Below are 25,318 nucleotides of genomic sequence, written 5' to 3'. Positions count from 1 at the left end.
CTGCCATGAAAAAAAGACAATTTATCAAATCCCTGGGCTTGGGTCTGGGGATGGCACCCGTTTTGGGTTTTACCCACACCACTAAAAACCACATCGAACCGGAGACCCTTCTACCCAAAAAACTGAAGCCCGGGGACCAGGTTGGGCTGATCAGCCCTTCTGCAGCTACAGCTGATAGGATGGAATTCACCTTCGCCAGAGAAGCACTTGAGGCCCTTGGATTAAAAGTAGTTGAAGGGAGGTACCTGAGTGAACGAAGGGGACACCTGGCAGGCAGCGATGCTGAAAGAGCTGTCGACCTCAACGAAATGTTTGGAAATAAAAATATAAAAGCTGTGGTCTGTATCCGGGGTGGATCCGGTGCTGCCAGGATACTCCCATTGATAGACTATGCGCTCATCAGAAAGAACCCCAAGCCCATCCTGGGATACAGTGATATCACGGCGCTGCACAATGCCATAAATGCCCAGACGGGGTTGATTACCTTTCATGGTCCCAATGGCTCCGGAAGCTGGAACAGTTTCAATGCCAACCAGTTCCGAAACGTTTTTTTCGGCAGCGGAGACAGGATTACCTATGAAAATGAAAAGGAAGAAACCGATGACCTGGTAATCAAGAAAAATCGGATCCGAACCATCCACCCTGGAAAAGCAGAGGGAGATCTTGTAGGAGGCAACCTTACCGTGCTCACCGCATTGGCCGGATCACCTTACCTTCCAGACTTTAAAAATAAAATCCTATTCCTGGAGGATATAGGAGAAGAGCCCTATAGGATAGACCGAATGATGAGTACCCTGATGCTGATGGGGGTATTTAAAGACATCAAGGGGTTTGTATTTGGACAATGTACAGATTGCGACCCTGGTGGAGGTTACGGTAACCTTACCCTGGACCAGATTTTTGATGATTACCTGCTCCCCCATAAGATCCCGGCATTCAGGGGGGCAATGATCGGCCATGTACCCAAGCAGTTCCTGTTGCCCTTTGGGGCCAAAATGGCCATGGATGCCGACCAGGGAATACTGGAAACCAGGGGAGCCATTTTCCAGTAAACTATCTTATGCACCTGTTTGATCCTGAAACCAAAATATGGCCTCACATTATCCTTTCATTCAGTATTTTAATTTTTAATTCTTCCTGTGTAATTCAAGATAATATGCCTGAAAACATCCCAAAAAACAATCCCGAATTTATTTCTGATGAATTTAGTTATTTGGCGTTAGGGGACAGTTATACTGTAGGTGAAGGAGAGGTCCCGGAATTTACTTATCCGATGCAGGCAGGGCGCATGCTGAAAAATGAAGGCATTCACTTCTCCAAAATCAAAATCATTGCAAAAACAGGCTGGACCAGTGGAGAACTGCTGGCCGAATTAAAGGCTAAAAATCTAGAAACAGGAAGCTTTGATTTTGTCAGCCTTCTGATAGGGGTAAATAACCAATACCGGGGACTCGCTTTACCCCGGTTTAAGGATGAACTGAAAGAATTGATATCCATAAGCCTGGCCCTGCTCAATGGAAACTCAAATCGACTGGTGTTGATTTCCATCCCGGATTGGGGGGTAACGCCCTTTGGCCATTCCAGCCCACAGGCTAAAGCTGATATTTCCCGGGAAATTGATGCCTTCAACCAGGTAGTAAAACAGCTGGCGGCTGATTTCAATTTCCCCTATTTGGAGATCACGGAAAGTTACAGGTCCATTGGAGGATTTGCTGACCATGTAGTGGAGGATGGCCTGCATCCCAACAGACACATTTACGCCCAATGGGCCAGCTCTTTGACCAGGATCATCAAACAAGCCATCCACCAATAAGCCGAAAAACCTGCCCAGATAAACTTGAGCAGGTTTAAAATGCAATTGATAAGATATCGGATTATTTGGTCCCTTTGGGAAGTACATTGGAAATCATGGAAACTTTTTCAATGGGCTCACTGGCATTGGAGTATATCCGAACCACACTGTTTTGTTTTCCCATCTTTCCGGCGGAGTTAAAAGACACCTTGATTTCTCCTTTTTTTCCCGGTGCAATGGGTTCCTTGGGCCAACTGGGCACGGTGCAGCCACAGGTAGCAGCCACGTTGGAAATAACCAAAGGGGCTGTTCCTGTATTTTCAAATTTAAACACATTTTCTACTTTGTCTCCCTGTGTGATGTCTCCAAAATCCTTGGAAGACTCTTCAAAGGTAATCACAGGTCCATCTGCTGCCTTTTCCTGAGCCATTACCAGGACCGTACTGAAGGCCAGAGCCAATGCGAATGTCAATAACTTTTTCATAATATTAAATTAGTAATTTAAAATTTCTCCTTCGATATGCATTAAATGAAAAAACTGGAATGAAAGTTCACCATAAATAATTCTTCCTTTGCCCGGGTCATGGCGGTATATAACCACCTTACATAATTTTTATCAATCTGCCCCTCCTTTAAATAGCCCTGGTCCACAAATACCGCATCCCATTGACCTCCCTGAGATTTATGACAGGTCAGCGTGTAGGCATATTTTACCTGAAGGGCATTCAAATAGGGATCTTTCTTTAAAGCTTCCCTGACTTTTGTCTTGCTGCCCAGATCCAGGTAGTCCTCAGTCACCAAATTATACAACTCCTTCCATTGGTCCTGACCCAAAGCCGGTAATTCGGAATGTAAAGTATCCAATATTACCCTGGCCTCAAAAGGCAACTCATCCGGATAATCGATCAACCTCAATTCCAATGTAGCAAACCTCAAGCCATAAACTTCTTCAAATGAACGAATTTTAAGAATTTCTACAAAATCTCCATTGGCCAAAAAACTTACTTTCTGAGATTCTTCCATGTAGGTGTAATTGTTCTTTACTATCATCAGGCGATCACCTGCACTCAATTCATCTTCATGATAAAAAATCGCATTTCTGATGTACCTGTTGTACTGCACGGCAGCCTTATTGGATCGGGTAATGATCATGGTATTGTCCAGGCCGAATTTATCATAGGCATACCTTAATCCATCTTCAAGCCTTTCTCCTGTCATGCGGTAAAAATCAGCAAAGCCCTTAGATTTAAACGTGATTTTTGGTGTTTTTGCTGTCACTTGCTCCCTCAATGAGGTCGCATTGGCCAGAATCCCGGAATGCAATTGTTGCCGGGTTACAACTTTCAATACGGCTTCCTGCACTTCCAGCTTAAAATTCCTTGCCAGATAATCCCTATCCAATGCAGGACTGTCTTCACTTCCCACGGGAGGCAACTGTGCCATATCCCCTATTAGCATCAACCTGTTTTCAGGATTTTGAAATACAAAAGTGATCAGATCAGCCAGCAAGGATTTGCCCGAGGTGCGATCATCTGATAGCATGGAAGCTTCATCTACAATAAAAACAGATTGATGGTAGTAATTCTTTTGTACTTCAAAACCATAAAGGCCATCTCCGGACTTTTCCTTAGGCCGGTAGATGATTTTATGAATGGTATAGGCTGTCTTCCCGGCATAGGCACTCATGACTTTAGCAGCCCTCCCGGTGGGAGCCAGCATGACAGGCCTTAATCCAAAATCCGGCAAAATACGTACCAGTGCTGCCAGGGCAGTTGTTTTACCCGTTCCGGCAAAACCCTTCAAAATAAAAGCAGTAGCTGTGGTTCCCTTCCCTTTTAAAAAGTCGTTCATGGCTTCAAAAAAAATCTGCTGATCAACGGTGGGGTTGTGAGGGAATATTTTCCTGATTTTTTCGGAAGGCTTTGAATTGGCTTGGTTATCTTTATGCATCTGTTGCGAAACTAAAGGGAAAATGCCTAACATAAAAAAGGAGATTACAGATAATTTCGGAAACCGGCTTAGGGTGAGGGTAAATGGACTTTTGATCCAAGATGATAAGCTACTCATGATCAAACACCGCATGGGAGAAGGCAAAGCCTTCTGGAATGTTCCGGGAGGAGGCATGCAGTTTGGCCAAAATGCCAAAGAAAACCTTAAAAGGGAGTTTTATGAAGAAACAGGATTAACGATTGATGTGGGAAATTATTTATTTGTCCACGAATTTCTCTCCCCACCTCTGCACGCACTGGAACTTTTTTTTGAAGTGCACCAGAAAGGCGGAGCGTTGGTTTTGGGGACAGATCCGGAGTTGGGGGATGAGCAGCAATTGATTGAGGACATCCGATTCTTATCCCTGGATGAAATAAAATTGTTACCTTTGAAAGAAAAACATGAGGTGTTCAGTAGAATTAATTCCTTTAATGATGTAAGAATATGGAAAGGTTATTTTAATTTTGAAAATAATTGCATAAAATAGCATTCTAAAACAAACCATCAATTCTTAAAATTAATTTAATTAAGCCTTAAAGATATTTAAAATGACGTTGAGTAAGATTTTATCGATTGTATTTCTTCTGGGAGCATTGGGTCTTGGATACAGGTTGTATTTGGGAGTGGATGAAGTAGTAGAGGAAGAAAAAATGCTTGAAAGAACCGAAGAAAGAATTATTGAAAAACTGGAAATGCTGAAGGATGCCCAAATTGCCTATCTGGGCACTAAAGGAGAGTATGCCTCAAACTGGAATGATTTGAAAGAATTTATTCAGGACGGTTTAATTTACAACGTGCAAAGGACTGAAACTACCGAGCTTCTGGAATACGGTAAGGAAGAAACCACAGTAACTATGGACACACTTGGTTCGGTCAATGTCCAGGATTCGCTTTTCAATGAAAACAAATATCCTGATTTCAACCTGGATCTTTTAAATGTAGTACCAGGCTCAGGTGGTAAAACTTTTGAGTTCTTTGCAGACAAAATCGAGCGGAGTAACAGGGAGATTGCTGTGTTTGAAATAAGAGATCCGGCTCCGATCAATCCTGAGAGAAGAAGAAACAATAACGAAAAGGCTTTGAGGGTAGGTTCCAGAACGGATTCTTCTACCTCAGGAAACTGGGAATAAGCTTGGCGGAAGAAACCAATCATATCCAGAGTAAATTCATCAGCGATAGATTTGATTTGCAGGACATATCAAATCTATCGCTTTTCTTATATGAAAGCTTATTAACGGTAATTGCCCATGGCAATGCAGGTCAGTCTATTGCTGCTGCCAACCTTTACCCCTTACATGAAAAGGATGCGCTGGGAAAAATCGTTGCCAATGATGAGTTGATCAATGCCTCCAACACCTCAGGTAAATTATACATACATGATCAAAAATTTACCCTGGTTCCCGGAGTTTTATTTAACCCTGCTCACAGTGCACTTTATTTAAACTTTGCCACTAAGATAAACGCCCAGGAGGACGAAGTCATTTATTCCAAAATTTCTGACAATATTCAGGTTCTTGGCGTAGCAGACAAGGCGCTATTAGATATGCTGGATACAAGTTTACCCGAATTGGAAATCTCCCATGGTGCCGCCCATGTTTTGGATTTTTTTCTCAACCACACCAAAGATTGGCTTAACCAGGAAATATTTATCCATACTTCTCCAAACAGCATGTATATTGCAGGCTTTAAAGAAGGGGAGCTAATGGTTTTTAACAGGTTTATCATTCATGAAGAGCAGGCTCTTTTGAGGTACTTGTTTACCGTCCTTCAGCAACTTGCCTTTGATCAATCCCATTGTAAAATCAGTGTTTTTGGAAATTTAGATGGGGTGTACTCCTCCGTGGAGAATCTTCGGAAATATTTCAAGAATATTCACCAGACCCTTCCCACCCAAAACACCACCTATCAAAGGGGTGCTGAAAACCTAAAAAACACCCAACTTTTGGAAGCCTATTGGCTTCAACAACAATCCTGACGATGAAAAAAATAGCACTTTTCCCTGGTTCTTTTGATCCCTATACGAAAGGACACCATGATATTGTACTGAGGGGCTTAAACATCTTTGATGAAATCATCATCAGTGTCGGACACAACACCACCAAAAAAAACAGGTATTTTGACATCGACCTGATGGTAGGAAAGATAAAATCCATTTACACCCAACTGCCTAATGTTAAAGTTGTAGTCTACAATGAGTTGACATCTTCTCTTGCAAAATCCCATCAGGCAAAGTACTTACTCAGGGGACTTAGAAACACCACTGATTTCGAATACGAAAACACCATCAGTCAGATGAATCGCTATTTGAATGAAGAATTGGAAACCGTCTTCCTCATTACCTCTCCGGAATATGCCGCCATCAGTTCTACCATCATCAGGGAAGTACACCGGTATGGAGGAAATGTCGATAAATTTCTCCCCTATAACGTCTGATGTATAGCTGGATGAAGCTTTAAAAACCGCTTGTATAAATACCTCATGGAGGGATAAGAATTAATCAGGGCTACCTTCGCTTCCTGGTGGTTCAACCATTTCACATCTAAAATGCCCTCTTCTGTCTGCGGTTTCATTTTGGTATCACTCAGGCAATTCATGCTGTACCAATAGGTTTTTTTCAAAATGCTTTTCCGGTTTTGGGTGTAGGTATGCCAGGTTTTACAAATGGGCTCCCTGATATTTACCTGAATGTTGCATTCTTCCTCCACCTCTCTGATGGCACACATGGCCGGAGATTCTTTTTTCTCAAATTTTCCCTTTGGCAAGTCCCACTTACCAAGTCTGTAGATAAATAAAATTTTATCTGCTTTGGTCACCAAACCTCCGGCAGCTTTGATGATCACAAACCTGCTCTTGATAAATTTTTTTAAGGCCTTCTTTTCGCTGGTTACCAGTGTAATGCTGTCCAGGTTTTTTAACTTCCTGGTGCGCATCAGGTAGAGTAAGCGGACAATGATATCCCTGGACGGGTTTTTAATCAGTACATCATCATGAAAATCAATGGTAGCCGGTAATTCTTTTGGGTTATCATAGATACACTCAAAAGATTTCTTTGGCAGAAAGTCCAGGGAGGCTACCAAATCCAGCGGCTTATCATTGATGAAAATTTTCATAATCAAGGCATGTTTTTTCAAAAATGCATTTTTTTTTCAGGCCCTACAACCTTCAATAAACATTAATTGGTTAATTTTAACCTATGGAAATTTATGAACCGAATACTGCTTCCCTCATTTCCAAAAAGCTTCTGGAAATCAATGCCATCAAACTTTCTCCTCAAAACCCCTTTTCCTGGGCCTCCGGCTGGAAGTCCCCGATATACTGTGACAACAGGCTGTCTCTCTCCTATCCTGAAGTGAGAAAACTTATTCTGGAAAAGCTGACCAAAGCCATTCAAACCCACTTCTTAAACATCGAAGCAGTGGCAGGAGTGGCCACTGCAGGGATTCCCCAGGGAGTATTGATTGCTGACAAGCTGGACCTTCCATTTGTCTATGTGCGCTCCAAAGCCAAAGGACATGGAATGGAAAACATGATCGAAGGAAAAATTACCCCAGGCCAAAAAGTGGTAGTGGTTGAAGACCTGGTCTCTACGGGTGGAAGCTCCCTGAAAGCTGTGAATGACCTTAAAAATGCGGGCTTTAATGTGCTGGGAATGGTCGCTATATTCACATATGGCTTCGACCTGGCCCAGCAAAATTTTGCCAAAGAAGGAGTGAAATTGATATGTCTGAGTGATTATGCATCCATGCTTCCCCAGGCATTGGCCAAGGGCTACATCTCTGACAGTGACATGACTGCCTTGACAGCCTGGAGAAAAGGACCGGATACCTGGCATCCCTGAGTTCCATTTCCCTATCCTGACCTGCTACCGGATATGGCTGTTTCTAGCTACTTTACACCTTGCTGCTGTCAGCCATCTACTGGTGGGTCCAGTTCGTTAAGGATAGGACCGCTGGCGTATTTCCAAGTTATAATCATTTATTTCTATTCAACCTGGCCGGTTGATTTGCTTCCGTTTTTTCCATCACTCCCAATCCAAACAAGGCAAAGTCATACTTCACAGGATCCAATGGATCCAAATCCCTTAGATTTCGGGTAAGCTCCATGGCCGTCTGCCAGTCGGTTTGCTTTCTCTGGATCAAACCGAGGGTCCGGCCCACCCTATCCACATGTAAATCACAGGGACAGACCAGCTGAGCCGGGGTGATGGTGTTCCAGATCCCAAAGTCCACCCCCATGCTGTCCTTTCTCACCATCCAACGCAAAAACATATTGATCCTTTTGCAGGCTGCCTTTCGGCTGGGAGTGGCTACATGCTTTCTGGTCCTTTGGGGAGCGTGGGGAGCATCAAAAAAGGTTTGGTGAAAATTATCCAACAATACCTCCATCGCATCCTTATCCGGTGACCAGCCCTGAATAAATGCTGTTTCGAGGCTATCATGATTCCTGTAATACCGGGAAAAAAAGTCAATGAAGTAGAGTGTGTCAATATCATTGAAAGTGCGGTGCCTGAAATTAACGAAAGGCTTAAGGTCATTTTCAGAATGATGCAGCATAAACTCATGGGGACTATTGTCCATCATCTTCATGAGCTCAATGCTCTTGTTGATGATCGTTTTGCGCTGACCCCAGGCCAAAATGGCTGCAAAGAAACCGGCAATCTCTATGTCCTGCTTTTTACTGAAAAGATGGGGTATAGAAATGGGATCATTTTCAACAAATTCTGGTCGATTATATAAAATTACCTTTTCTTCCAAAAAATCTTTCAGGTCCTCCATCAGGCAATGGCTACCTTGAGTTCTCCTCCCTGGGTACCATCAAACCACTTTAAACACAAAAACTCCTCCTTCTTCTCAGAGATGTGCCAGTCAAAACACTTGATATTGGCCAACCTGGTCAATTTATCGGTATCTGGTTGATAGAGACAAATGTCAAAATCCGGGATTTGTGCCAATTCTGTTGTATTCCATTTTTCCAATAACCAACCTTCCTTGAGTACGTTCACCTTTTTTCCAAAAACATGATCTTCAATGACAGAAGGAATGCCGTCCTTTCTTCTCAGCTGATAGCATTCCGGGCCAAATATAATCTGTTTGTGAAGCTTTCCTTCTATAAGATCAGATTCCTCACTCAGACTTTTCCAATCCACTTTACCCTCCTCCCGGGGAACCGTCCGGCTAAATCTTGCCAAAAAAGAGGATATCCATGAAAAAAAATAGGTGATGCCGATAAATACCAGCCCAAACGTAGCCAAAACAGGGTAGGTTATGACAAAAATAGCATTCCAGATAAATTTGAAAAACCGGTGAAAGAAGTTTTCTAATGTGTTCATTTTAAGCAAAAGACAAAGGTAAAATTAAATCAATTTGACCAAACAAACAAAACTGACCATTCCCCAGGTAAAAAAATTACCGGCTCCGGTATATCTTTCAGGAATCTCGTGGGATTTCTGTACCTTTGCAGGCTGAAAACGCCTAAGTACCATGAACCTGACACAAGAGATTGCTAAAAGAAAAACCTTTGGAATCATCGCCCACCCAGATGCAGGAAAAACTACGCTTACAGAGAAGATGCTGTTATTTGGAGGTGCCATCAAAACTGCGGGAGCTGTAAAGTCAAATAAAATCGATACGGCCACCAAGTCTGACTGGATGGAAATTGAGAAACAAAGAGGTATTTCTGTGGCTACTTCCGTGATGGGGTTTGAATACAAAGGGCAGAAAATCAACTTGCTGGATACTCCAGGTCACCAGGATTTTGCAGAAGACACCTACCGTACACTTACTGCGGTAGACTCCGTTATCATGGTCATTGACTGTGTCAAAGGAGTAGAAATTCAAACCGAAAAATTAATGGAGGTTTGCCGGATGAGAAAAACTCCGGTCATTTGCTTTATCAACAAATTGGATAGGGAAGGTCAGGATCCCTATGACCTCTTGGACGAGGTGGAACAAAAACTAAATATAAAGGTAAGGCCCTTATCCTGGCCCATTTCCATGGGGAAATCCTTTAAAGGGGTGTACAACCTTTATGACAAACAATTAAACCTGTTTACCCCCAGCCAGCGCAAAATAAGTGATGACAGGATAACAATAGCTGACCTGAATGCCGGCGAATTGGATGAAATGATTGGAAAAAGTCTGGCCGACCAACTCCGGGAGGATGTAGACCTGATAGAAGGGGTATACCCGGATTTTGACCCCAAGGAATACCTGGAGGGCAAAGTGGCCCCTGTATTTTTCGGTTCGGCGGTAAATAATTTTGGAGTAAAGGAAATGCTGGATACCTTTATTCAAATAGCTCCCGGTCCAAAAAGCAGGTTGACAGAAGAACGGGAAGTAAAACCTGATGAGGAAAAATTCACAGGCTTTATTTTTAAAATCCACGCCAATATGGATCCCAAGCACCGCAACCGGATTGCTTTTCTGAGGATATGTTCTGGACGATTTGAACGGAATAAACCCTACAATCATGTGAGGGGACCCAAAGCCCTTCGTTTTTCCAATGTCACCTCATTTATGGCACAGGACAAGGAAATTATTGAGGAAGCTTTCCCAGGTGACATAGTAGGTCTTTACGATACAGGTAACCTTAAAATAGGAGATACCATAACCGATGGAGAGCAACTGCAGTTTAAGGGTATCCCCAGTTTTTCTCCGGAAATATTTCGTGAAGTGGTCAATAAAGACGCCATGAAGACCAAACAGCTTGACAAAGGTTTACAGCAATTGATGGAGGAGGGTGTAGCCCAATTGTTTACCTTTGAAATCGGGTCCAGAAAAGTGGTCGGAACAGTGGGCCAGCTGCAGTTTGAAGTGATCCAGTTCAGGTTAAAAAACGAATACAACGCCACGGCGGACTTTATTCCAATGAACCTGTACAAGGCCTGTTGGATTCAAAGTAAGGACAAAAAGAAACTGGATGAATTTGTCCGGTCAAAGCAAAGACACATTGCCAGGGATAAAGACGGAAAACTGGTATTCATGGCCGAAAGCAAAGCCTGGTTGCAAATGGTTCAGGACAATTTTCCTGATATCGAATTTCATTACACATCAGAACTTTAATCTGCCAACGCTACTTTCAAATGAAAAAGCCTTTCAATGTAATATTTGAAGACAACCACCTTCTGGTAGTCAATAAATCTGCCGGAATTCTGGTGCAGGGTGATAAAACAGGTGACAAAACGCTGACTGATTATTGCAAGGATTATATTGCCAATAAATACCAGAAGCCCGGAGCGGTATTTCTTCATCCCGTGCACCGCCTTGACCGGCCGGTAAGTGGAATCGTGGTTTTTGCCAGGACTTCCAAGGCCCTGGAGCGTATGAGCAGCATGTTTCGAAAAAGGGAAATTCATAAAGTCTACTGGGCCATAGTCAAAAAGAAACCGAGGGAAGAGATGGCCAAACTGACCCATTGGCTCGTTAAAGACAATGAGAAAAACATATCCAAAGCATTTGAAAAAGAGGTTCCCGAATCCAAAAAAGCCGAATTAAGTCTCAAAAGGATGGGCAAACTCAACGACCATTGGTTGGTAGAACTTCGCCCGGTGACAGGAAGGCCCCATCAGTTAAGGGTGCAGTTGGCCGCCATAGGCTGTCCTATCAGGGGGGATGTAAAATATGGCTTTGCGAAGGCCAATGCAGACTTAAGCATTAACCTCCATGCATTTCATTTGGTTTTTATTCATCCGGTCAAGAAGGAAAAGGTATTCTTGAGAGCAGCTTTACCGGAGGAACCCTTTTGGGAACAGTTTTTGGAGTTTGAAAATATCAAATCAAGTGATCGCCACCTGGACAATACATTCAGCGGCTGAATATTTCACTGTAAGGGAGGAGAATAATATGTTAAAGAAGTTGATTTTTGTGGCAGGTGTTTTCCTGATCGGGTCATTTTCAGCCATTGGGCAGGAGGAAGGTGTCTTTTGGAAAATATCGGGGAATGGTTTAACCAAGTCCTCCTATCTATTTGGTACCATCCACCTGATCTGCGAACAGGATTACCTGATGAGTGAGCGGGTTAGCAACAAACTGGCCCAGGCCAATGCCCTGGTATTGGAGATAGACATGGACGACCCCTCCCTGCAAATGACCATGATGGCCAACATATACAATGAAGATGGACAAAAAATTACAGATTTTCTATCTGAAGAGGAATACCAGGAAATCCGTACCTTTCTCAAAGAAAGGACCGGCATGGACATGGATATGCTCAAAACCATGCGGCCAATGGTCCTGATGTCACTGATTTATCCCAACCTGCTGGAGTGTGAAACAAAAGCCTTTGAAAAGGAGCTCATGGATCTCGCCAAAGCGAGCGACATAGAAATCATGGGTTTGGAGTCAGTCAATGATCAGCTATCGCTTTTTGAACTGATTCCATTGGAGGAACAATACCGGAGTTTTTACACCTATGCCGACAATCTTGAAAAAGGGAAAAAAGAATTTAAAAAACTCATTGAATCCTATAAAGAAGAGGATATTTCAGCCCTCTTGCAGCTGGTGTCTGAAAGCCCGGAATATAAAGACTACCAGGAGGTCCTGTTGGACCAAAGAAATTTGAATTGGATCGATCCCATGGCCCTGATGATGAAAAAAGGATCCATGTTTTTTGCTGTTGGTGCCGGGCATCTGGCCGGAGACAGCGGGCTGATCCAGCTGCTAAAAAAAGAAGGTTACTCAGTCGAACGTTTGTACCTTTGACTACTTCAGCTTGACCTCCTGGTTTTGAAAAACGAATAAATACCCCAAATGCTCATGATCAAAAGTAGGGCAATAACCAGGTACTGCCAGGATGCGGTTTTGGCACGAAGTGCCTCCTGAATATCCCCAGCCAAAACCCCGGTGAAAAAAGCGAGGAATGTCCTGGGCAGCATGCCCAAAAGACCAAACCAAAGCACCCTTTTCAGACCAGTATCCAGCATTGCAAAAACCAGGTTTGATATGGCAAAGGGAATTACCGGACTGATCCGCACAAAGAAGATCAGCCAACCCATGCGGTCTTTTTTTTCTTCGATGATTTTTTCGGCCTTAGGATAAGGCTTAAGCAGCCATTCCAGGCTATTTTTTTCCAAAAGCCTTCCTGACAAGTACCCGATGGCACTGGCCATGGTATAAGATAAAACCAAAAAGGGAAAGGCTTCCCATCCAAAAACAAATCCACTGATTACCGAAAAAAAGGTAGTGGGAATCAGCGCCATACCCATCATTAATGCTCCCACTAAAACATAAGAAATTGCTGTATGGAAAGCAAGAATGTGGGGGATTACCAGGCCTCCCCAACTTCTGTAGAGCCATTGTACCAAAAACAACACGCCCAGGGAGGGAACGATTCCGGCCCAAAAAACAGCGATCAAAACCATCGGGTTTCTGCGATAGATAAGGGAGAAATGTTTGAAAATAGGCGGTTTTTTACTCATCTTTGAACAAAGCTAAAAAAAATCCCAACTTTAATTCAATCAGCTCGGTCAGTAGGAGGCAAAAACCTCCATAGTATCTGTTGATTGTTAATTTATTCCATCAGTATATGAAATTTGGAACAAAAGCTATTCATGCAGGCATAGCACCTGATCCCAGTACCGGAGCCATCATGACTCCTATCTTTCAAACCTCCACCTACGTACAAAAAGCACCCGGTGACCATAAGGGGTTCGAATATTCCAGAACCCAAAACCCCACCAGGCAGGTACTGGAACGCAACCTGGCAGCCCTTGAAAACGGGAATCATGGCTTGTGTTTTGGATCAGGCATGGCGGCCATAGATGCTATACTCAAGCTACTCAAACCCGGAGATGAGGTCATCAGTACCAATGACTTGTATGGCGGCACCTACAGGATATTTACCAAAGTTTTCTCCAGGTATGGCATCAAATTTCACTTTGTCAATATGGAAGAGACTGCCCAGGTAGAAGCCCTGATCAATAAAAATACCCGACTCATCTGGGCAGAGACGCCGACCAATCCCATGATGAACATCATTGACATCAAAGCTTTGAGCAAAATATCCCGGAAGCATGGAGTATTGCTGGGCGTTGACAATACATTTGCCACGCCATTTCTTCAAAATCCTCTCGACGATGGTGCCGACCTGGTCATGCACTCTGTAACCAAATACCTGGCCGGCCACTCAGATGTAGTGATGGGGGCCATCGTGGTGAAAGACGATAAACTGGCAGAAGAGCTGGCTTTTATGCAAAATTCATGTGGGGCGGTGCCCGGACCCCAGGACTGTTTTCTGGTGCTTAGGGGAATCAAAACCCTTCATCTGAGAATGGAAAGACACAGCCAGAATGGAAAAACCATTGCCGCCTACCTGAAAAATCACCCTAAGGTTGATAAGGTTTATTGGCCGGGATTTGAAGATCATCCCAACCACTTCATTGCCAAAAAGCAAATGCGGGATTATGGGGGCATGATATCCTTCACCCTGATCCATAACAAGCTGGAGGATGCCGTTAAGGTTTTGAGAAATTTTAAGGTTTTTGTTTTGGCCGAATCATTGGGTGGCGTAGAATCCCTTTGTGGGCATCCAGCTACCATGACCCATGCCAGTATCCCCAAGGAAGAGCGAGAAAAAGTAGGACTGTCTGACTCCCTGATCCGATTGAGTGTGGGAATTGAAGATGCGGAGGATCTCAAAAAAGACATCGCCATGGCCCTGGAAGCCATTTAATGCAGCATATTTATGAATAATTGCCTGCACCTATCTTCAATCTTTTGGGTCAGGCCTTTGTGCATTTTCTGCACCTGAGTAAGTACCGAATGGTATTTTTTACTTACTTTCTCCTTATTTCCCAGATAGTTACCCAGATGTTGAAGCAATAGCTGATTTTTATGCCAGGTGACCATCTCGCTTTCCAATACCATGATCTGTTCATGCACCAGTGGAGTGAAAATGGTATTTAAACCAATATTCAGCCTGATTTTTTCCAGAAAAGTCACTTTTTTCAAACCCTTAAAAATCTCATGAATGGTTTGTGGGTCAAGTCTGGTTTTGGCATCAAAATAAAAGAAATCTATTTCTTCATTGATGATCTGGGTGATGGCCGTATTGAGTGTCAATACAGACATTCCTCTGGAATAATGGGCGACATCATGGTACAGATTTTCCCAATCCTGCGGGGGAATGGAAAGGATGATTTCATAAACATGGGTATAGATCCGCTTTTTGTCTCCTGAAATAACTTTGCCATAATCTGCATATAGCCCTTTATTTCCTCCAAAATGCAAATCAAATCCCTCCTGTATCATATGGATGTGCTGTACTTTCCGGAGGTTTTTATACAATTCCTTGAATGGCCCAAAAGCAAGGTCTACACGCTTTTTCTCTGTAAAATGGGCCCTATCCAATACCAACAAAAACAACCTGAGAAAAAACAATTGATCCTCCAGTTCCAGGGCCTTTTTTGACTTTATTTTTTTAGAAAGCTCACCAAACACCGCCTTGCCGGCATCATAGTATTTGTCAAAAACCTGCATGATCTGGGGTAGGGTAGACTCCATGGCTATTCATGTATTTTTACTGTGGTCGCACCATAGCCAAAGTTTGTTTTCTGGCTGTCTCTGAAATATTTGATTCCTTTAAGTTGGCTTAGAAAACGGTGTATTTCTTTTCTAAGCACACCATTGCCTATGCCATGAATGAAAGTAATTTCATCCATACCTGTTGCCATCGCATCATCCAAATTCTTCTGAAAAACCCCCAATTGTAACTGCAGCATCTCGGAGTTGCTCATCAGGTCGTGCTCCCGGGTAAGTTTCTCTATATGCAAATCCACAGCCGCCGGGGGTCGTTTTATCTTTAGATTCGGGTAAGACACTTTTTCTTCGGGATTCAATTCCTCATTTAGCTTTTTTACATCCAGTACTTTCTCCTGATCGTTTAGCTTAAAAAGAAAAGCTTCCTTGTCAATCACAGGGGCTTTGCCTTTGTGCTTAAAAAAATTGGTTGCTTTAAATTTAATTTTTCTCTCTGTAGCTTGTTCCTGGACTTCAAACTTTTTATTGAGCGGAACCAGCATGATTTTCATACCAGGCCACTGCTCAAAATCCCGCATCATTCTCTCAGCAAACTTTCTAAATGACTGGGCTTGAATGACCCCTGCATCAAGGTTTTTCGTCTGATTCCCTGAGAGCTCATCCACAGAAAACAAATAGGACTTCTTAGTATGGTTAATCAATACCAAATCGTGTACCTGGTCATTGTAGGGTACATATGCCAGGAAAATACCTGCTGCCCTGGCCGATGGATCAGTCTTTGGAATGGGCTGGATAAACCCATCCTTCTCCCCCTCCTGCCGGTCAAAATACTCCTTTTCGGACGCATCTATGACGACTACCTCAGATTTCAAAGCCGGAATCCGGAATCCATCTTCAATCTCTATTTCCACCTGACCGCCGGCGGACAGCCTGGTGATGATCCCTTCTTCCTTTCCGTGAAGTAACCTTACTTTGTCTCCAATATTCATACATCAAATTTACCAAATAGAAAGGGGAAAACCGGATTTTGAAGTTGGGAGTTTTGGTTTTATATTCCTGCGCCACCCAAAATTTCAAGTTCTTGCCCTTTTGTGGGTTGTCCGTCCATTATCGGCATGGCTTTCATGATGAGTTCTCTCACCCCTACCCCTTTTAATGAGTTATCGTGGTCATCTTTGCTATCCCAAATTTCCGTGACATAAACAGCATTCCCGTCATTTTTGTCTTTGCTGACCGCATATAGTTGGCAACCTTTGGTTGTTGACACCAATTTAGATGCCTCCAACAATATCTTCGCCAGTTCCTCTTTTTTTCCTGCTTGTGCGGTAAGTTTTCCGTGAAGCAAATATTTATTGGCCATTTGATTCCAAAGTTAATTGTAGCAATTTCTTTGCTGTTTTCCAATTTCGTGTGGTGGCTTTTACTTTTAGCTTATTTTCTAAAAAACTATTGGTGAGTTTTGTTTTTCCGTATCCATTTGGACAATACAGATAAACAGCGTTTTGAGTAAAATCTATTTCTTCGTTGCGAGCTTTCTTTTCCAGGATACTTTCTTTGCTAAAGGGAATGGGTTTTTCAGCCAAAAAGGTGACATGTAAGCATGAACTTTCTTTTTGATCATCTTTTGCAAATGGATTGTTATCAATGATGGTTTGCCATGTTTTTGCATTCAAAACAATTACAGGAACCTCAAACCCAAATTCACTGGCTATTTTTGAAGCGATAATCGTTTCAAGTGCTTTGGGGTCATTTTCTATTGAAGAGAAAATCACATTCCCACTTTGGATATAGGTCTGTATGTTTCCAAAATTCAGGCTTTCATACATTTTTTTCAAGGCGACCATCTTGATCAGCTTCTGTCCGCTTACATTTATCCCTCTTAAAATGGAAATGTATGTTGTCATTGGAAGGCTTGTTTTCTGGACTTATTTGAATTTCAATTTAAATCAAAACAATGGAAAAGCAATAAAATAGTAACCAGTAAGAATAGCTTTTCCACTATTGGAAACAAGAATGCACCACAAATATCCGCTCAGGGACAGGTGCTTCTGCTTTGTTTTTTACTCCTGCTAATATTCGTAAACAATTCGCTCATCCCAAGCCTCAATGTATATCGGCACTTGATTTTGTCCGTCGATCCGAAAAGGAGTCAGGTCAAAAGAAAGGGTCTTATGAAAAAAACCTGCACACAATTGGTTGTTTGCCAATTGAATTTTAACAGCTCTTTGTAATGGAAAAACGGTATAAAAAGCGTCCACACCAAATAAACCCATTTCCCAGGATTCAGGGTCGCAACCGCTTGAACCAATAGTCACTTCCAGGCAATCTCCATTTAGTTCAATGTTAGTCACATTATAATTGGACGTGATAACCCCATTATAAGCTGCTTCAGGTACAACCTCTCCCACAGCATCACAAGTGATTCCATCGGGTAAAATGTCCTCATCCTTGGAACAAGAATTGAAAATAATTCCAATGAGAGCCACCATTAGGAAAAAGTTTTCACTGACTTTCATATTCAATCGGATCCGCCTGCAGCATCCAAAGTGATTTTATAAGGTGTTTATTTATTTATTTATTTATTTTTTTATCAAGTGTATTCTTACCAACTGTATAAGCATAAGCTGATGAAGGTAGAAACTGAAAATGAACACCTGCGAATTCTACTTCGCCTTCTTTACTTATAGATGTAACTATAGGTGTTTTAATATTATTTTCTTGGCAAAATTTAATTAAGCTTTTTAACCCCTTCGGTTTTTCAAAATAGCGGTCGGACCATTTGATTTCAAGAGCCCAAATAGGCTTCAATGTATTGTCACTAAGACCAACCATGTCAACTTCACCGTTGCTCCATCTGGAATAATAGGGTGTAAACCAATCCCTATGCATCCATTGAGCAAATATTGCTGTTTCAACCATATTACCTATCATTTCATCAGTAGATGTTATAGGGGTAAATAATGCGCTTCTCAATGATGGGTTTGTTAAATAAATTTTAAAAAAATTATCGCGCTTGAACCTTTTCCCATTTTGATCAATCCGTTTTACTTGTTTTATTAGAAATGCAGCTTCTAAATATTCAATATACTTTTTTAAAGTATTCTTAGGTACCTGTGATTGTTTACTCAAGGTCTCAAGCGAAAATTCTCCCGCACTATTGTATGCAATTGTAGTAAACAAAGAATATAATTCTCTAGTATCACTTATGCCATAAAGGCTCGGTAGATCTCTAAGGATAACTTTGTCGACAATGTCTTGCCTAATATATCGACCAGGATTTGCTTGGATTTTCTCAGAAAGTATTACCTCTGGATACCCTCCAAAATTAATATAATCCAAAAAATGTCTGTTGAGTTCATTTAAATGACTAGTTGAATAAAACGCTGTCTGTTTGTCATTCCACTTTAGTTGGATTGGCTTAATGAGTCTATCCAAATCTTTTAAGGAGATATATTCATTAAAAGTAAGCGGAGGAAGTAAAAAGTCCGTAAATCGACCCGCCCCACTTTCATTGCTTGCAAATTTTAAGGCAGCTGCAGCAGAACCTGACACAATAAATTTATCTTTTCTATAACTATCTACCAGTGATTTCAAGTGTACTTCCCAATCTCTACAGTATTGTATTTCATCAAATATCATGTACCAATCAGATTTATCTGTTAGACCAGTCGCTTCTTTAGAATAATTAAAAAGTTGTTCAAGAGAGATATTGTTATAAATGGGATTTTCAATGGTTATGAAGATTATTTTTTTTGGATTTGCCCCAGTTTCGATTAACTCCTGAACCATATGATAGAGCATAACAGTTTTGCCGACCCTTCTTGGTCCCATCAAAACCACAGCTCTTCTAATCTCTCTTTCTTTTACCAATGGTTTGAAAAGTTCAAAGTACAATCTGCGTGGCATTTCATTGTAATCAGATTCAATCTTACCTTCAATCCACCATGGGTTTTCAAAGCGAATTCGGTCTAAAACCTGATCTTTGGAGATTTCTCTAATCATTGGGTGCTTATTTTGACTCAAATATACAAAATAGAGTCAAATAAATGATCTTATTTCTAGTATTAATTCATTTTAAGAGAAAATTATGATTATGGAGTTCTTATTTACGAATACTCTGCAATCGGGTCAGGCGGGGAAATTTCACCCCTACCTTCCCACAGAACTCCCGACAAACCGGGACAGGGTATGCGTGGGACGCTCAACTCACACAGCCTGCCTGCTTTTTTGCGAAGGCGCTTCATGTCGCTGTGAATATACTCATGGTTGTACCAGTTTCCTATGGTTAAATAAGCCAGGAGCTTCCTTGTATTGTCATTTGAGCCAGCGAGCTGACGCAAACTTAAACAAACCCTTCTCCTGTTTGAGCAAACGATGGTTCAAGCCATTCCATACTGGGCGCATGCCTTCCTGCCAAAATTTGTAGTAGTTGATCAGTCCACGAATGGTCTTTACCCTGCTTTTAAAACCTATCGCTCAACACCACATTGTTTCCTTTGCAGCAGCATAGGTCGTTTTGAAAACTCCCTCGGAAGGGCGACTTCGGGAGGACGTGCCAATAATTAAATTCTCCCATCGGTACATCAGCATGTCAAGGAGCTGTTTCATGGCTCTGTGACTTCAAATCGCACACGGTCGTGGTTATGGCAAGTGCGGGATTTCAAGGCACTTACTTTTCCGTTTAGCAGTTAGTTTGTTTTTTGTAACCACTTTCATTTTAGCACTTTAGCCCGAATTTGCTATAGCCGATGTTGACGTGTCGTTTTTTATTTTTTCAGTCGTCAATCTCACAAATTACAGGCATATGGTCGCTTATTTCTAACCATTTGTAAGCGTGTCCAATTTCAATATTTTTTAGTCGGTCAGAGAATCTTTGAGCACCAAAAACATAGTCAATGTGATATGGTCTTTCGAGTTTTCGTCGGAAATATAAAGTCGGACTAGTCTCGGCTCCTTGCTGCTCTCCTGAATATTTATGGTAAAGGCTTTCAATTCCAAGTTCCTTCAATTCGTTAACTACGTCAGAGTGATTCCACCATCTATCCCATTCGTCCCATTTCGTATTGCTGTTAAAGTCTCCTGCGATAATTGTCGTATTTAGTTTGTCTTTATTGACTTGCAAGTATTTCCATAATTGTCCAATGTAGCCGAAATTGGGTGAGTTATTTGGGTGAGTCCAAACAGCAAGCAAGTCAAAGTCTTGATTGATTTTACACGGTAAAAAGTGCTTTACATAGTGGTCTTTGAATTTGTTTGACCAATCAAGTTTCTTTAATTCAATTTCTGGTCGGGCGAAAACTGCAAGCCCTTTGTTTTTGGTGTCGCCAATCCAAATGTAGTTTTCAGCCCATTTTTGATATTTTGGGTGTTGACATTCGGCTGGGTTTTCACATTCTTGGATAATGTAAATGTCAGCGTTGAAGTCCGAAATATGTTCAAACTTCATTCTAAATGCTCCATTACAATTCCAAGTTATAATCTTCAATTTCGTGTTGGTTTAAATGCACGCCAACTCCTGGCTAACCGCAACCCTTGCGGTTATTTCCCTTTTGGCCTTAGGGGAAAAAGCTTCTAAATATAAAAAATATTCAAAAACCATCAATTAGGTATTTCATTTCCATTCTTCCTGGCCGTTCAGCATCTCCCGGGGCAAACCACCTGACCCAGGTGTTTGCGACACCTATTTTCCAAATCAATATTGGCTTCTGTCCGTATTTTCTTCTATTGCTACAATAAAAAGCTTTCTAAAATATATATTCCGTGTTTTTACACGTGTATAAACGCTTGTACCCATTTAAAAAAGTAAGAAGCGAATATTTCCTTTTCTATGAAAAATAGTAAAAATAACCAGCTTTAATCTTTATCCCTTCATGGCATGTTGCTCTATTTCGGAATTCAATTCTGCTCCCAGGAGAATAATAAAAGTGCTGATAAAAAGCCACAGCATCAGAAATACAACCGCCGATATGGAGCCATAGATTTCACCTAAATTCCAGAAATTGCGGATGTAAAAGGAAAATGCCCAGGAAGCCAAAAGCCACAAAAGGGTGGCCAATACGGCACCTGGAATGACCCACTTGAATTCAGGCCGCTTTCTTCCCGGCGCAAATCTATAAATCAGGCCAATACTGCCCACCAGGATAAGCCCCATGATCAACCACCGCAGCCAACTGATAAGGCGTTCCATATTGTCGGGTAAACCTATTTGTTCCACGATTGAAGGAAATGCCACGATCAGGGCAGCACTTAGAATGATTAAAATGATGGCTCCAAAAGTAAATAATAAAGTAAGCCCATTGTGTTTGAGTATCCCCCGGTTACTTTTGGTCTCATAGGCGATGTTTATTCCCCTAAACAATGATTTTGTCCCAATATTGGCAATCCAGATTCCCAGCAGAATACCAAAAACGGTACCCCATCCCAGGGAATCTCCCGTGGGCTTGATAAACTGATCCACCCGGTATTGGAGGATTTCATGCGTCTGCTCTGGCATCATCGAACTGATTTTAGATACCTGTTCCTCGATTTGCTGTGGATCCATGACGAAACCATATATGGAAATCAGGGCCATGATTGCGGGAAAAATGGCCAGAAAACCGAAAAATCCTACACCGGCCGAAACAATGACTACATTATTTTCGCCAATCTGCTCTTTTACGTTTATCAATATGGCCTTCCATCCGGAGAATGTTATCTCAGAAATGGATTGAACCTTTTTGTCCTTAATTCCTTTGGTCATGTGGTTTTGAGTTCTATAGCGTTTAAGATGGCCCTATTGGGAAACGGAGCTCCGTCATACGAAATCATTTCTCAATATAAGGTAATTTGCATTGAATTGAACCAAGGTCTCACTCCCTACTTCGCAAGTGGGGAGGGGGACTTCAAACTGACAAGCCTGAAGTTCGGAACCCGAACGTTGCGGTTCGGAAGTCCCATCTTAAGGTTCGGAAGCGCACATTTTGACCCAAAAATCGAAACTTTCCGGTTAAAATATAAAAACCCTGACACGTTGACCGAAGCTTTTCGAATTTTCTGCTTGAAGAGGGTACTTCGGAACTGGGGGGTAGTACTTCGGAACCCGGCCTGTCAGGTTCCGAACCGCAAGCTTGCTGTTCGGAAGTGGGTCAATGCAACTAAAAGGCGGGGAAGGATGCGACTTTGGCGGCTGAACCGGGTAAAAAGGTAGATGTTTGCGGTTAACCATTTTAAACAAACACCATCTCCCGCCTCACCAAATATCCGTCACAGCACGATATTGACAATCTTTCCCGGCACCACGATGACTTTTTTAGGCGTTTTTCCGTCAATCCACTTTTGCAAGTCCTCATGTTTCAGGGCAGCTGCTTCGATTTCTTCTTTTGAAAGACTCAATGCCAGTTTAATTTTTGCCCGCATCTTTCCGTTAATGGAAACAGGGTATTCATGGCTGTCTTCTATAAGGTACTGTTCTTCTGCCTTGGGGTAAGTTTCAAGGATGATGGATTGCTCATGTCCCATTTTCTCCCAAAGTTCTTCTGCAATATGCGGAGCATAGGGAGAAAGGATAACCAATAAGGGTTCCAGAATTTCCCTTTGGTTGCACTTGAGCGCAGAAAGTTCATTGACGCAAATCATAAAGGAAGAAACCGAAGTATTGAATGCATGCCGTTCAATGTCCTCCTCCACTTTTTGAATGGTTTTATGCAGGGCTTTGAAGGCCTCCTTTGAGGGCTCTTTATCCGTCACCTGCCAGTTTCCATTTTGGTCATGAAAGAGGCGCCATAATTTTTTCAAAAACTTGAAAACCCCATCTATCCCATTCGTATTCCAGGGCTTAAACTGTTCCAGCGGGCCCAAAAACATTTCGTACAGCCGCAGGGTATCCGCCCCATAGCTCTCTATGACATCATCAGGATTGACCACATTGTATTTGGATTTGGACATTTTTTCTACTTCTGCACCACAGAGGTATTTTCCGTCCTCCAGGATAAACGAAGCATCAGCCAGGTCAGGCCTCCATTTTTTAAATGCGTCCAGGTCCAACTGATCGTTGTGGACAATATTGACGTCCACATGCATGGGAGTCACTTCATGATCCTTGATCAGTCCCAGGCTGACAAAGGTATTGCTGCCTTTTTTTCTGTACACAAAATTGGACCTGCCCTGAATCATGCCCTGGTTGATCATCTTCTGGAATGGCTCGGCTATGGGCACCAGGCCCCGGTCATAGAGAAACTTGGTCCAGAATCGCGAATACAACAAATGCCCGGTGGCATGCTCCGCACCACCTATATACAGGTCCACCGCATCCCAGTAAGCTGCTGCTTCGGGACTGACAAAGACTTCCTGGTTTTTGGCATCCATGTACCTGAAAAAATACCAACTCGACCCAGCCCAGCCCGGCATGGTACTCATTTCCAGAGGAAACGACCCCTCTGAAGTGGTGTAGGTCCAGTCTCTGGCCCTTCCCAGCGGTGGTGCCCCATCCTCGGTGGGCAGGTACTTGTCCACCTCAGGCAACCTGAGGGGCAAATCCTTTTCGGCTATCAGGTAGGGCAATCCCTCTTTAAAATACACGGGCAAGGGCTCCCCCCAGTACCGCTGCCGGGTAAAGATGGCATCCCTCATTTTATATTGGATCTTTCCCTTTCCTATTCCTTTTTCTTCCAGAAAGGCGATGGCCTTGTCCATGGCCGCCTGCATTTCCAGACCGCTGATAAATCCGGAATTCATAATGGTCCCTCCCTTTTCCGGGAAAGAACCATCTTCCATGCTGCCTTCAATCACCTGCCTGATTTCCAGTCCGAAGTGTTTGGCGAAATTATAATCCCGCTCATCGTGAGCTGGTACCGCCATCACCGCCCCGGTGCCATATCCGGCCAATACATAGTCGGCAATCCAGATGGGAATGCTTTCTCCATTGAAAGGATTGGTAGCATAACTTCCGGTAAAGGCACCTGAAATGGTCTTCACATCGGCCATCCTATCCCTTTCGGAACGGTTTTTGGCCTGGGCTACATAGGATTCGGCGGCTTCCCGCTGCTCATCGGTGATCAATTGTCCTACCAACTCATGCTCGGGTGCCAATGCAAGGTAAGTTACCCCGTAAATGGTGTCAATTCGGGTAGTGAATACTTTGATTTTTTCCGCATGTCCTTTTATATCAAACACCATTTCAGCCCCTACAGACCTTCCAATCCAGTTCCGCTGCATTTCTTTGACTGGTTCCGGCCATTCCAGTTTGTCCAGGCCCCTGAGCAGGCGCTCTGCATAAGCTGTAATCCGCATGCTCCACTGCCTCATGCGCTTTCTTTCCACCGGATGTCCTCCTCTTTCCGAGTAGCCGTCTTTTACTTCGTCGTTGGAAAGTACCGTACCCAGTGCCGCACACCAATTGACCGTGGTTTCAGCAAGAAAGGTAAGCCGGTATTGCAGTAAAATTTTTTGTTGTTCCGACTCCGAAAATCCCTGCCAGTCCGCCTGGTTGAAGGAAGATGGGTTTTCATCGCAAACGGCACGAACTCCCTGACTACCTTCTTTTTCAAAAATCGAGACAAGGTGATTGATGGGCATGGCCTTATCTGCATCCAGATCATAATAGCTATCAAAAAGCTGCATGAAAATCCACTGTGTCCAGCGGTAGTAGTCCGGATCGGAGGTCCTCACTTCCTTGTCCCAATCAAAGGCAAAGCCTATGTTTTTCAGTTGTTCGGTATACCTTTTGATATTTTCCCCGGTGGTAATGGCAGGATGTTGTCCGGTTTGAATGGCATATTGCTCTGCAGGTAATCCGAAGGAATCGTATCCCATGGGATGCAATACATTAAAGCCTTTTAACCTTTTGTACCGGGTAACGATATCGGAAGCGATGTAGCCCAGGGGATGCCCTACATGAAGCCCCGCTCCAGAGGGGTAGGGAAACATGTCCAATGAATAAAACTTAGGTTTTCCGGTATCTACTTTGGCATTAAAAAGCCCGGATTGCTCCCAGCGGCCCTGCCATTTTTTCTCAATGGCACGAAAATTATAATCAGACATTTGCAGCTTTGGTCAATTTGTATTTAGATTCAGGTTCAAAATTATA

Annotated in this window: 26 protein-coding genes; 11 read left to right on the top strand and 15 right to left on the bottom strand. The window is 42.7% G+C overall.

Going from position 1 to position 25,318, the window contains the following annotated elements; translation table 11 throughout:
• The first annotated feature begins 5 nt into the window (after positions 1 to 5).
• Together GL182_RS02670 and GL182_RS02665 are read left to right on the top strand one after the other, a co-directional pair.
• The gene (locus tag GL182_RS02670) at positions 6 to 1,052 is read left to right on the top strand and encodes an LD-carboxypeptidase (RefSeq protein WP_163378004.1); all 1,047 of its coding nucleotides are present in this window, start codon (positions 6 to 8) and stop codon (positions 1,050 to 1,052) included.
• A gap of 104 nt (positions 1,053 to 1,156) precedes the next feature.
• Positions 1,157 to 1,813 (top strand): SGNH/GDSL hydrolase family protein, encoded by a 657-nt coding sequence (locus tag GL182_RS02665; protein WP_163378003.1) that lies wholly within the window; start codon positions 1,157 to 1,159, stop codon positions 1,811 to 1,813.
• 61 nt (positions 1,814 to 1,874) lie between these two features.
• Here GL182_RS02665 and GL182_RS02660 read toward each other — a convergent pair whose 3' ends face one another.
• Together GL182_RS02660 and GL182_RS02655 are read right to left on the bottom strand one after the other, a co-directional pair.
• Positions 1,875 to 2,276 (bottom strand): DUF1573 domain-containing protein, encoded by a 402-nt coding sequence (locus GL182_RS02660; protein WP_163378002.1) that lies wholly within the window; start codon positions 2,274 to 2,276, stop codon positions 1,875 to 1,877.
• A 41-nt stretch (positions 2,277 to 2,317) separates the two neighbouring features.
• Positions 2,318 to 3,742, bottom strand: coding sequence for an ATP-dependent RecD-like DNA helicase (locus GL182_RS02655; protein WP_163378001.1), 1,425 nt, complete (start codon positions 3,740 to 3,742; stop codon positions 2,318 to 2,320).
• 22 nt (positions 3,743 to 3,764) lie between these two features.
• On the opposite strand from GL182_RS02655, the gene GL182_RS02650 reads away from it, so the two are divergent.
• From GL182_RS02650 to coaD, 4 genes are all read left to right on the top strand, one after another.
• Complete coding sequence (locus GL182_RS02650) at positions 3,765 to 4,268, top strand: NUDIX domain-containing protein (RefSeq protein WP_163378000.1); 504 nt, start codon at positions 3,765 to 3,767, stop codon at positions 4,266 to 4,268.
• A 61-nt stretch (positions 4,269 to 4,329) separates the two neighbouring features.
• On the top strand, positions 4,330 to 4,911 hold the full coding sequence (locus GL182_RS02645) for a hypothetical protein (protein WP_163377999.1): 582 nt from the start codon (positions 4,330 to 4,332) through the stop codon (positions 4,909 to 4,911).
• A 2-nt stretch (positions 4,912 to 4,913) separates the two neighbouring features.
• The gene (locus GL182_RS02640) at positions 4,914 to 5,756 is read left to right on the top strand and encodes a DUF3822 family protein (protein WP_163377998.1); all 843 of its coding nucleotides are present in this window, start codon (positions 4,914 to 4,916) and stop codon (positions 5,754 to 5,756) included.
• A gap of 2 nt (positions 5,757 to 5,758) precedes the next feature.
• Positions 5,759 to 6,214, top strand: a complete 456-nt coding sequence (gene coaD / locus GL182_RS02635) for a pantetheine-phosphate adenylyltransferase (RefSeq protein WP_163377997.1) — start codon at positions 5,759 to 5,761, stop codon at positions 6,212 to 6,214.
• Here the strand turns inward: coaD and GL182_RS02630 are convergent.
• Positions 6,202 to 6,891, bottom strand: a complete 690-nt coding sequence (locus GL182_RS02630) for an NUDIX hydrolase (protein WP_163377996.1) — start codon at positions 6,889 to 6,891, stop codon at positions 6,202 to 6,204. The two genes, coaD and GL182_RS02630, sit on opposite strands and share 13 nt — an antisense overlap.
• Before the next feature lie 83 nt (positions 6,892 to 6,974).
• Between GL182_RS02630 and pyrE the strand changes: the two genes are divergently transcribed.
• Positions 6,975 to 7,619, top strand: coding sequence for an orotate phosphoribosyltransferase (pyrE, locus tag GL182_RS02625; protein ID WP_163377995.1), 645 nt, complete (start codon positions 6,975 to 6,977; stop codon positions 7,617 to 7,619).
• A 133-nt stretch (positions 7,620 to 7,752) separates the two neighbouring features.
• Here pyrE and GL182_RS02620 read toward each other — a convergent pair whose 3' ends face one another.
• On the bottom strand, positions 7,753 to 8,556 hold the full coding sequence (locus tag GL182_RS02620) for a TIGR02757 family protein (protein WP_163377994.1): 804 nt from the start codon (positions 8,554 to 8,556) through the stop codon (positions 7,753 to 7,755).
• Complete coding sequence (locus GL182_RS02615) at positions 8,556 to 9,110, bottom strand: hypothetical protein (RefSeq protein ID WP_163377993.1); 555 nt, start codon at positions 9,108 to 9,110, stop codon at positions 8,556 to 8,558. Before GL182_RS02615 ends, GL182_RS02620 begins: the two co-directional genes overlap by 1 nt.
• A gap of 151 nt (positions 9,111 to 9,261) precedes the next feature.
• On the opposite strand from GL182_RS02615, the gene GL182_RS02610 reads away from it, so the two are divergent.
• The 3 genes from GL182_RS02610 to GL182_RS02600 are packed head-to-tail and all read left to right on the top strand — an operon-like array spanning position 9,262 to position 12,480.
• Entirely contained in the window at positions 9,262 to 10,842 is a 1,581-nt protein-coding gene (locus GL182_RS02610) for a peptide chain release factor 3 (RefSeq protein ID WP_163377992.1), read from the top strand.
• Positions 10,843 to 10,862: 20 nt separating this feature from the next.
• On the top strand, positions 10,863 to 11,594 hold the full coding sequence (locus GL182_RS02605; protein WP_163377991.1) for an RluA family pseudouridine synthase: 732 nt from the start codon (positions 10,863 to 10,865) through the stop codon (positions 11,592 to 11,594).
• A gap of 28 nt (positions 11,595 to 11,622) precedes the next feature.
• Positions 11,623 to 12,480 carry a TraB/GumN family protein gene (locus GL182_RS02600; RefSeq protein WP_163377990.1) on the top strand — a complete coding sequence of 286 codons (858 nt, stop codon included), beginning with the start codon at positions 11,623 to 11,625 and terminating at the stop codon, positions 12,478 to 12,480.
• A gap of 5 nt (positions 12,481 to 12,485) precedes the next feature.
• Here the strand turns inward: GL182_RS02600 and GL182_RS02595 are convergent, their stop codons facing one another.
• The gene (locus tag GL182_RS02595) at positions 12,486 to 13,196 is read right to left on the bottom strand and encodes a TVP38/TMEM64 family protein (RefSeq protein ID WP_163377989.1); all 711 of its coding nucleotides are present in this window, start codon (positions 13,194 to 13,196) and stop codon (positions 12,486 to 12,488) included.
• Positions 13,197 to 13,303: 107 nt separating this feature from the next.
• Here GL182_RS02595 and GL182_RS02590 point away from each other — a divergent pair, with 107 nt between their 5' ends.
• Complete coding sequence (locus GL182_RS02590; protein WP_163377988.1) at positions 13,304 to 14,449, top strand: cystathionine gamma-synthase; 1,146 nt, start codon at positions 13,304 to 13,306, stop codon at positions 14,447 to 14,449.
• On the opposite strand, the gene GL182_RS02585 is transcribed toward GL182_RS02590, so the two are convergent.
• From GL182_RS02585 to leuS, 9 genes are all read right to left on the bottom strand, one after another.
• Positions 14,446 to 15,279, bottom strand: coding sequence for a hypothetical protein (locus GL182_RS02585; protein WP_163377987.1), 834 nt, complete (start codon positions 15,277 to 15,279; stop codon positions 14,446 to 14,448). The two genes, GL182_RS02590 and GL182_RS02585, sit on opposite strands and share 4 nt — an antisense overlap.
• 2 nt (positions 15,280 to 15,281) lie before the next feature.
• A complete protein-coding gene (locus tag GL182_RS02580) occupies positions 15,282 to 16,244 on the bottom strand; it encodes a Smr/MutS family protein (protein ID WP_163377986.1) in 963 nt (320 codons plus the stop codon).
• Positions 16,245 to 16,303: 59 nt separating this feature from the next.
• A complete protein-coding gene (locus GL182_RS02575; RefSeq protein ID WP_163377985.1) occupies positions 16,304 to 16,615 on the bottom strand; it encodes a putative quinol monooxygenase in 312 nt (103 codons plus the stop codon).
• The gene (locus GL182_RS02570) at positions 16,605 to 17,159 is read right to left on the bottom strand and encodes a DUF1697 domain-containing protein (protein WP_163377984.1); all 555 of its coding nucleotides are present in this window, start codon (positions 17,157 to 17,159) and stop codon (positions 16,605 to 16,607) included. Before GL182_RS02570 ends, GL182_RS02575 begins: the two co-directional genes overlap by 11 nt.
• 165 nt (positions 17,160 to 17,324) lie before the next feature.
• Positions 17,325 to 17,744, bottom strand: a complete 420-nt coding sequence (locus tag GL182_RS02565; RefSeq protein ID WP_163377983.1) for a hypothetical protein — start codon at positions 17,742 to 17,744, stop codon at positions 17,325 to 17,327.
• Positions 17,745 to 17,826: 82 nt separating this feature from the next.
• Positions 17,827 to 19,257 (bottom strand): ATP-binding protein, encoded by a 1,431-nt coding sequence (locus tag GL182_RS02560; RefSeq protein ID WP_163377982.1) that lies wholly within the window; start codon positions 19,255 to 19,257, stop codon positions 17,827 to 17,829.
• Positions 19,258 to 20,029: 772 nt separating this feature from the next.
• Entirely contained in the window at positions 20,030 to 20,740 is a 711-nt protein-coding gene (locus tag GL182_RS02555; RefSeq protein ID WP_163377981.1) for an endonuclease/exonuclease/phosphatase family protein, read from the bottom strand.
• Between the two features lie 375 nt (positions 20,741 to 21,115).
• Positions 21,116 to 21,994 (bottom strand): YihY/virulence factor BrkB family protein, encoded by an 879-nt coding sequence (locus GL182_RS02550; RefSeq protein ID WP_163377980.1) that lies wholly within the window; start codon positions 21,992 to 21,994, stop codon positions 21,116 to 21,118.
• 503 nt (positions 21,995 to 22,497) lie between these two features.
• A complete protein-coding gene (leuS, locus tag GL182_RS02545; RefSeq protein ID WP_163377979.1) occupies positions 22,498 to 25,272 on the bottom strand; it encodes a leucine--tRNA ligase in 2,775 nt (924 codons plus the stop codon).
• Positions 25,273 to 25,318: the final 46 nt, after the last annotated feature.

It is taken from the genome of Cyclobacterium sp. SYSU L10401, assembly GCF_010993705.1.
Classification (GTDB): domain Bacteria; phylum Bacteroidota; class Bacteroidia; order Cytophagales; family Cyclobacteriaceae; genus Cyclobacterium.
This window is presented reverse-complemented; position numbering and strand designations above follow the sequence as displayed.

What these genes read in the sequence shown, in the direction of transcription:
- GL182_RS02565 (WP_163377983.1), bottom strand. Translation starts at nt 17,744, where the DNA reads ATGGTGGCTCTCATTGGAATTATTTTCAATTCTTGTTCCAAGGATGAG.
- GL182_RS02655 (WP_163378001.1), bottom strand. Translation starts at nt 3,742, where the DNA reads ATGCATAAAGATAACCAAGCCAATTCAAAGCCTTCCGAAAAAATCAGG.
- GL182_RS02550 (WP_163377980.1), bottom strand. Translation starts at nt 21,994, where the DNA reads ATGACCAAAGGAATTAAGGACAAAAAGGTTCAATCCATTTCTGAGATA.
- GL182_RS02620 (WP_163377994.1), bottom strand. Translation starts at nt 8,556, where the DNA reads ATGGAGGACCTGAAAGATTTTTTGGAAGAAAAGGTAATTTTATATAAT.
- GL182_RS02600 (WP_163377990.1), top strand. Translation starts at nt 11,623, where the DNA reads ATGTTAAAGAAGTTGATTTTTGTGGCAGGTGTTTTCCTGATCGGGTCA.
- GL182_RS02570 (WP_163377984.1), bottom strand. Translation starts at nt 17,159, where the DNA reads ATGACAACATACATTTCCATTTTAAGAGGGATAAATGTAAGCGGACAG.
- GL182_RS02590 (WP_163377988.1), top strand. Translation starts at nt 13,304, where the DNA reads ATGAAATTTGGAACAAAAGCTATTCATGCAGGCATAGCACCTGATCCC.
- GL182_RS02560 (WP_163377982.1), bottom strand. Translation starts at nt 19,257, where the DNA reads ATGATTAGAGAAATCTCCAAAGATCAGGTTTTAGACCGAATTCGCTTT.
- GL182_RS02630 (WP_163377996.1), bottom strand. Translation starts at nt 6,891, where the DNA reads ATGAAAATTTTCATCAATGATAAGCCGCTGGATTTGGTAGCCTCCCTG.
- coaD (WP_163377997.1), top strand. Translation starts at nt 5,759, where the DNA reads ATGAAAAAAATAGCACTTTTCCCTGGTTCTTTTGATCCCTATACGAAA.
- GL182_RS02585 (WP_163377987.1), bottom strand. Translation starts at nt 15,279, where the DNA reads ATGGAGTCTACCCTACCCCAGATCATGCAGGTTTTTGACAAATACTAT.
- GL182_RS02610 (WP_163377992.1), top strand. Translation starts at nt 9,262, where the DNA reads ATGAACCTGACACAAGAGATTGCTAAAAGAAAAACCTTTGGAATCATC.
- GL182_RS02665 (WP_163378003.1), top strand. Translation starts at nt 1,157, where the DNA reads ATGCCTGAAAACATCCCAAAAAACAATCCCGAATTTATTTCTGATGAA.
- pyrE (WP_163377995.1), top strand. Translation starts at nt 6,975, where the DNA reads ATGGAAATTTATGAACCGAATACTGCTTCCCTCATTTCCAAAAAGCTT.
- GL182_RS02670 (WP_163378004.1), top strand. Translation starts at nt 6, where the DNA reads ATGAAAAAAAGACAATTTATCAAATCCCTGGGCTTGGGTCTGGGGATG.
- GL182_RS02580 (WP_163377986.1), bottom strand. Translation starts at nt 16,244, where the DNA reads ATGAATATTGGAGACAAAGTAAGGTTACTTCACGGAAAGGAAGAAGGG.
- GL182_RS02575 (WP_163377985.1), bottom strand. Translation starts at nt 16,615, where the DNA reads ATGGCCAATAAATATTTGCTTCACGGAAAACTTACCGCACAAGCAGGA.
- leuS (WP_163377979.1), bottom strand. Translation starts at nt 25,272, where the DNA reads ATGTCTGATTATAATTTTCGTGCCATTGAGAAAAAATGGCAGGGCCGC.
- GL182_RS02660 (WP_163378002.1), bottom strand. Translation starts at nt 2,276, where the DNA reads ATGAAAAAGTTATTGACATTCGCATTGGCTCTGGCCTTCAGTACGGTC.
- GL182_RS02650 (WP_163378000.1), top strand. Translation starts at nt 3,765, where the DNA reads ATGCCTAACATAAAAAAGGAGATTACAGATAATTTCGGAAACCGGCTT.
- GL182_RS02645 (WP_163377999.1), top strand. Translation starts at nt 4,330, where the DNA reads ATGACGTTGAGTAAGATTTTATCGATTGTATTTCTTCTGGGAGCATTG.
- GL182_RS02615 (WP_163377993.1), bottom strand. Translation starts at nt 9,110, where the DNA reads ATGAACACATTAGAAAACTTCTTTCACCGGTTTTTCAAATTTATCTGG.
- GL182_RS02605 (WP_163377991.1), top strand. Translation starts at nt 10,863, where the DNA reads ATGAAAAAGCCTTTCAATGTAATATTTGAAGACAACCACCTTCTGGTA.
- GL182_RS02595 (WP_163377989.1), bottom strand. Translation starts at nt 13,196, where the DNA reads ATGAGTAAAAAACCGCCTATTTTCAAACATTTCTCCCTTATCTATCGC.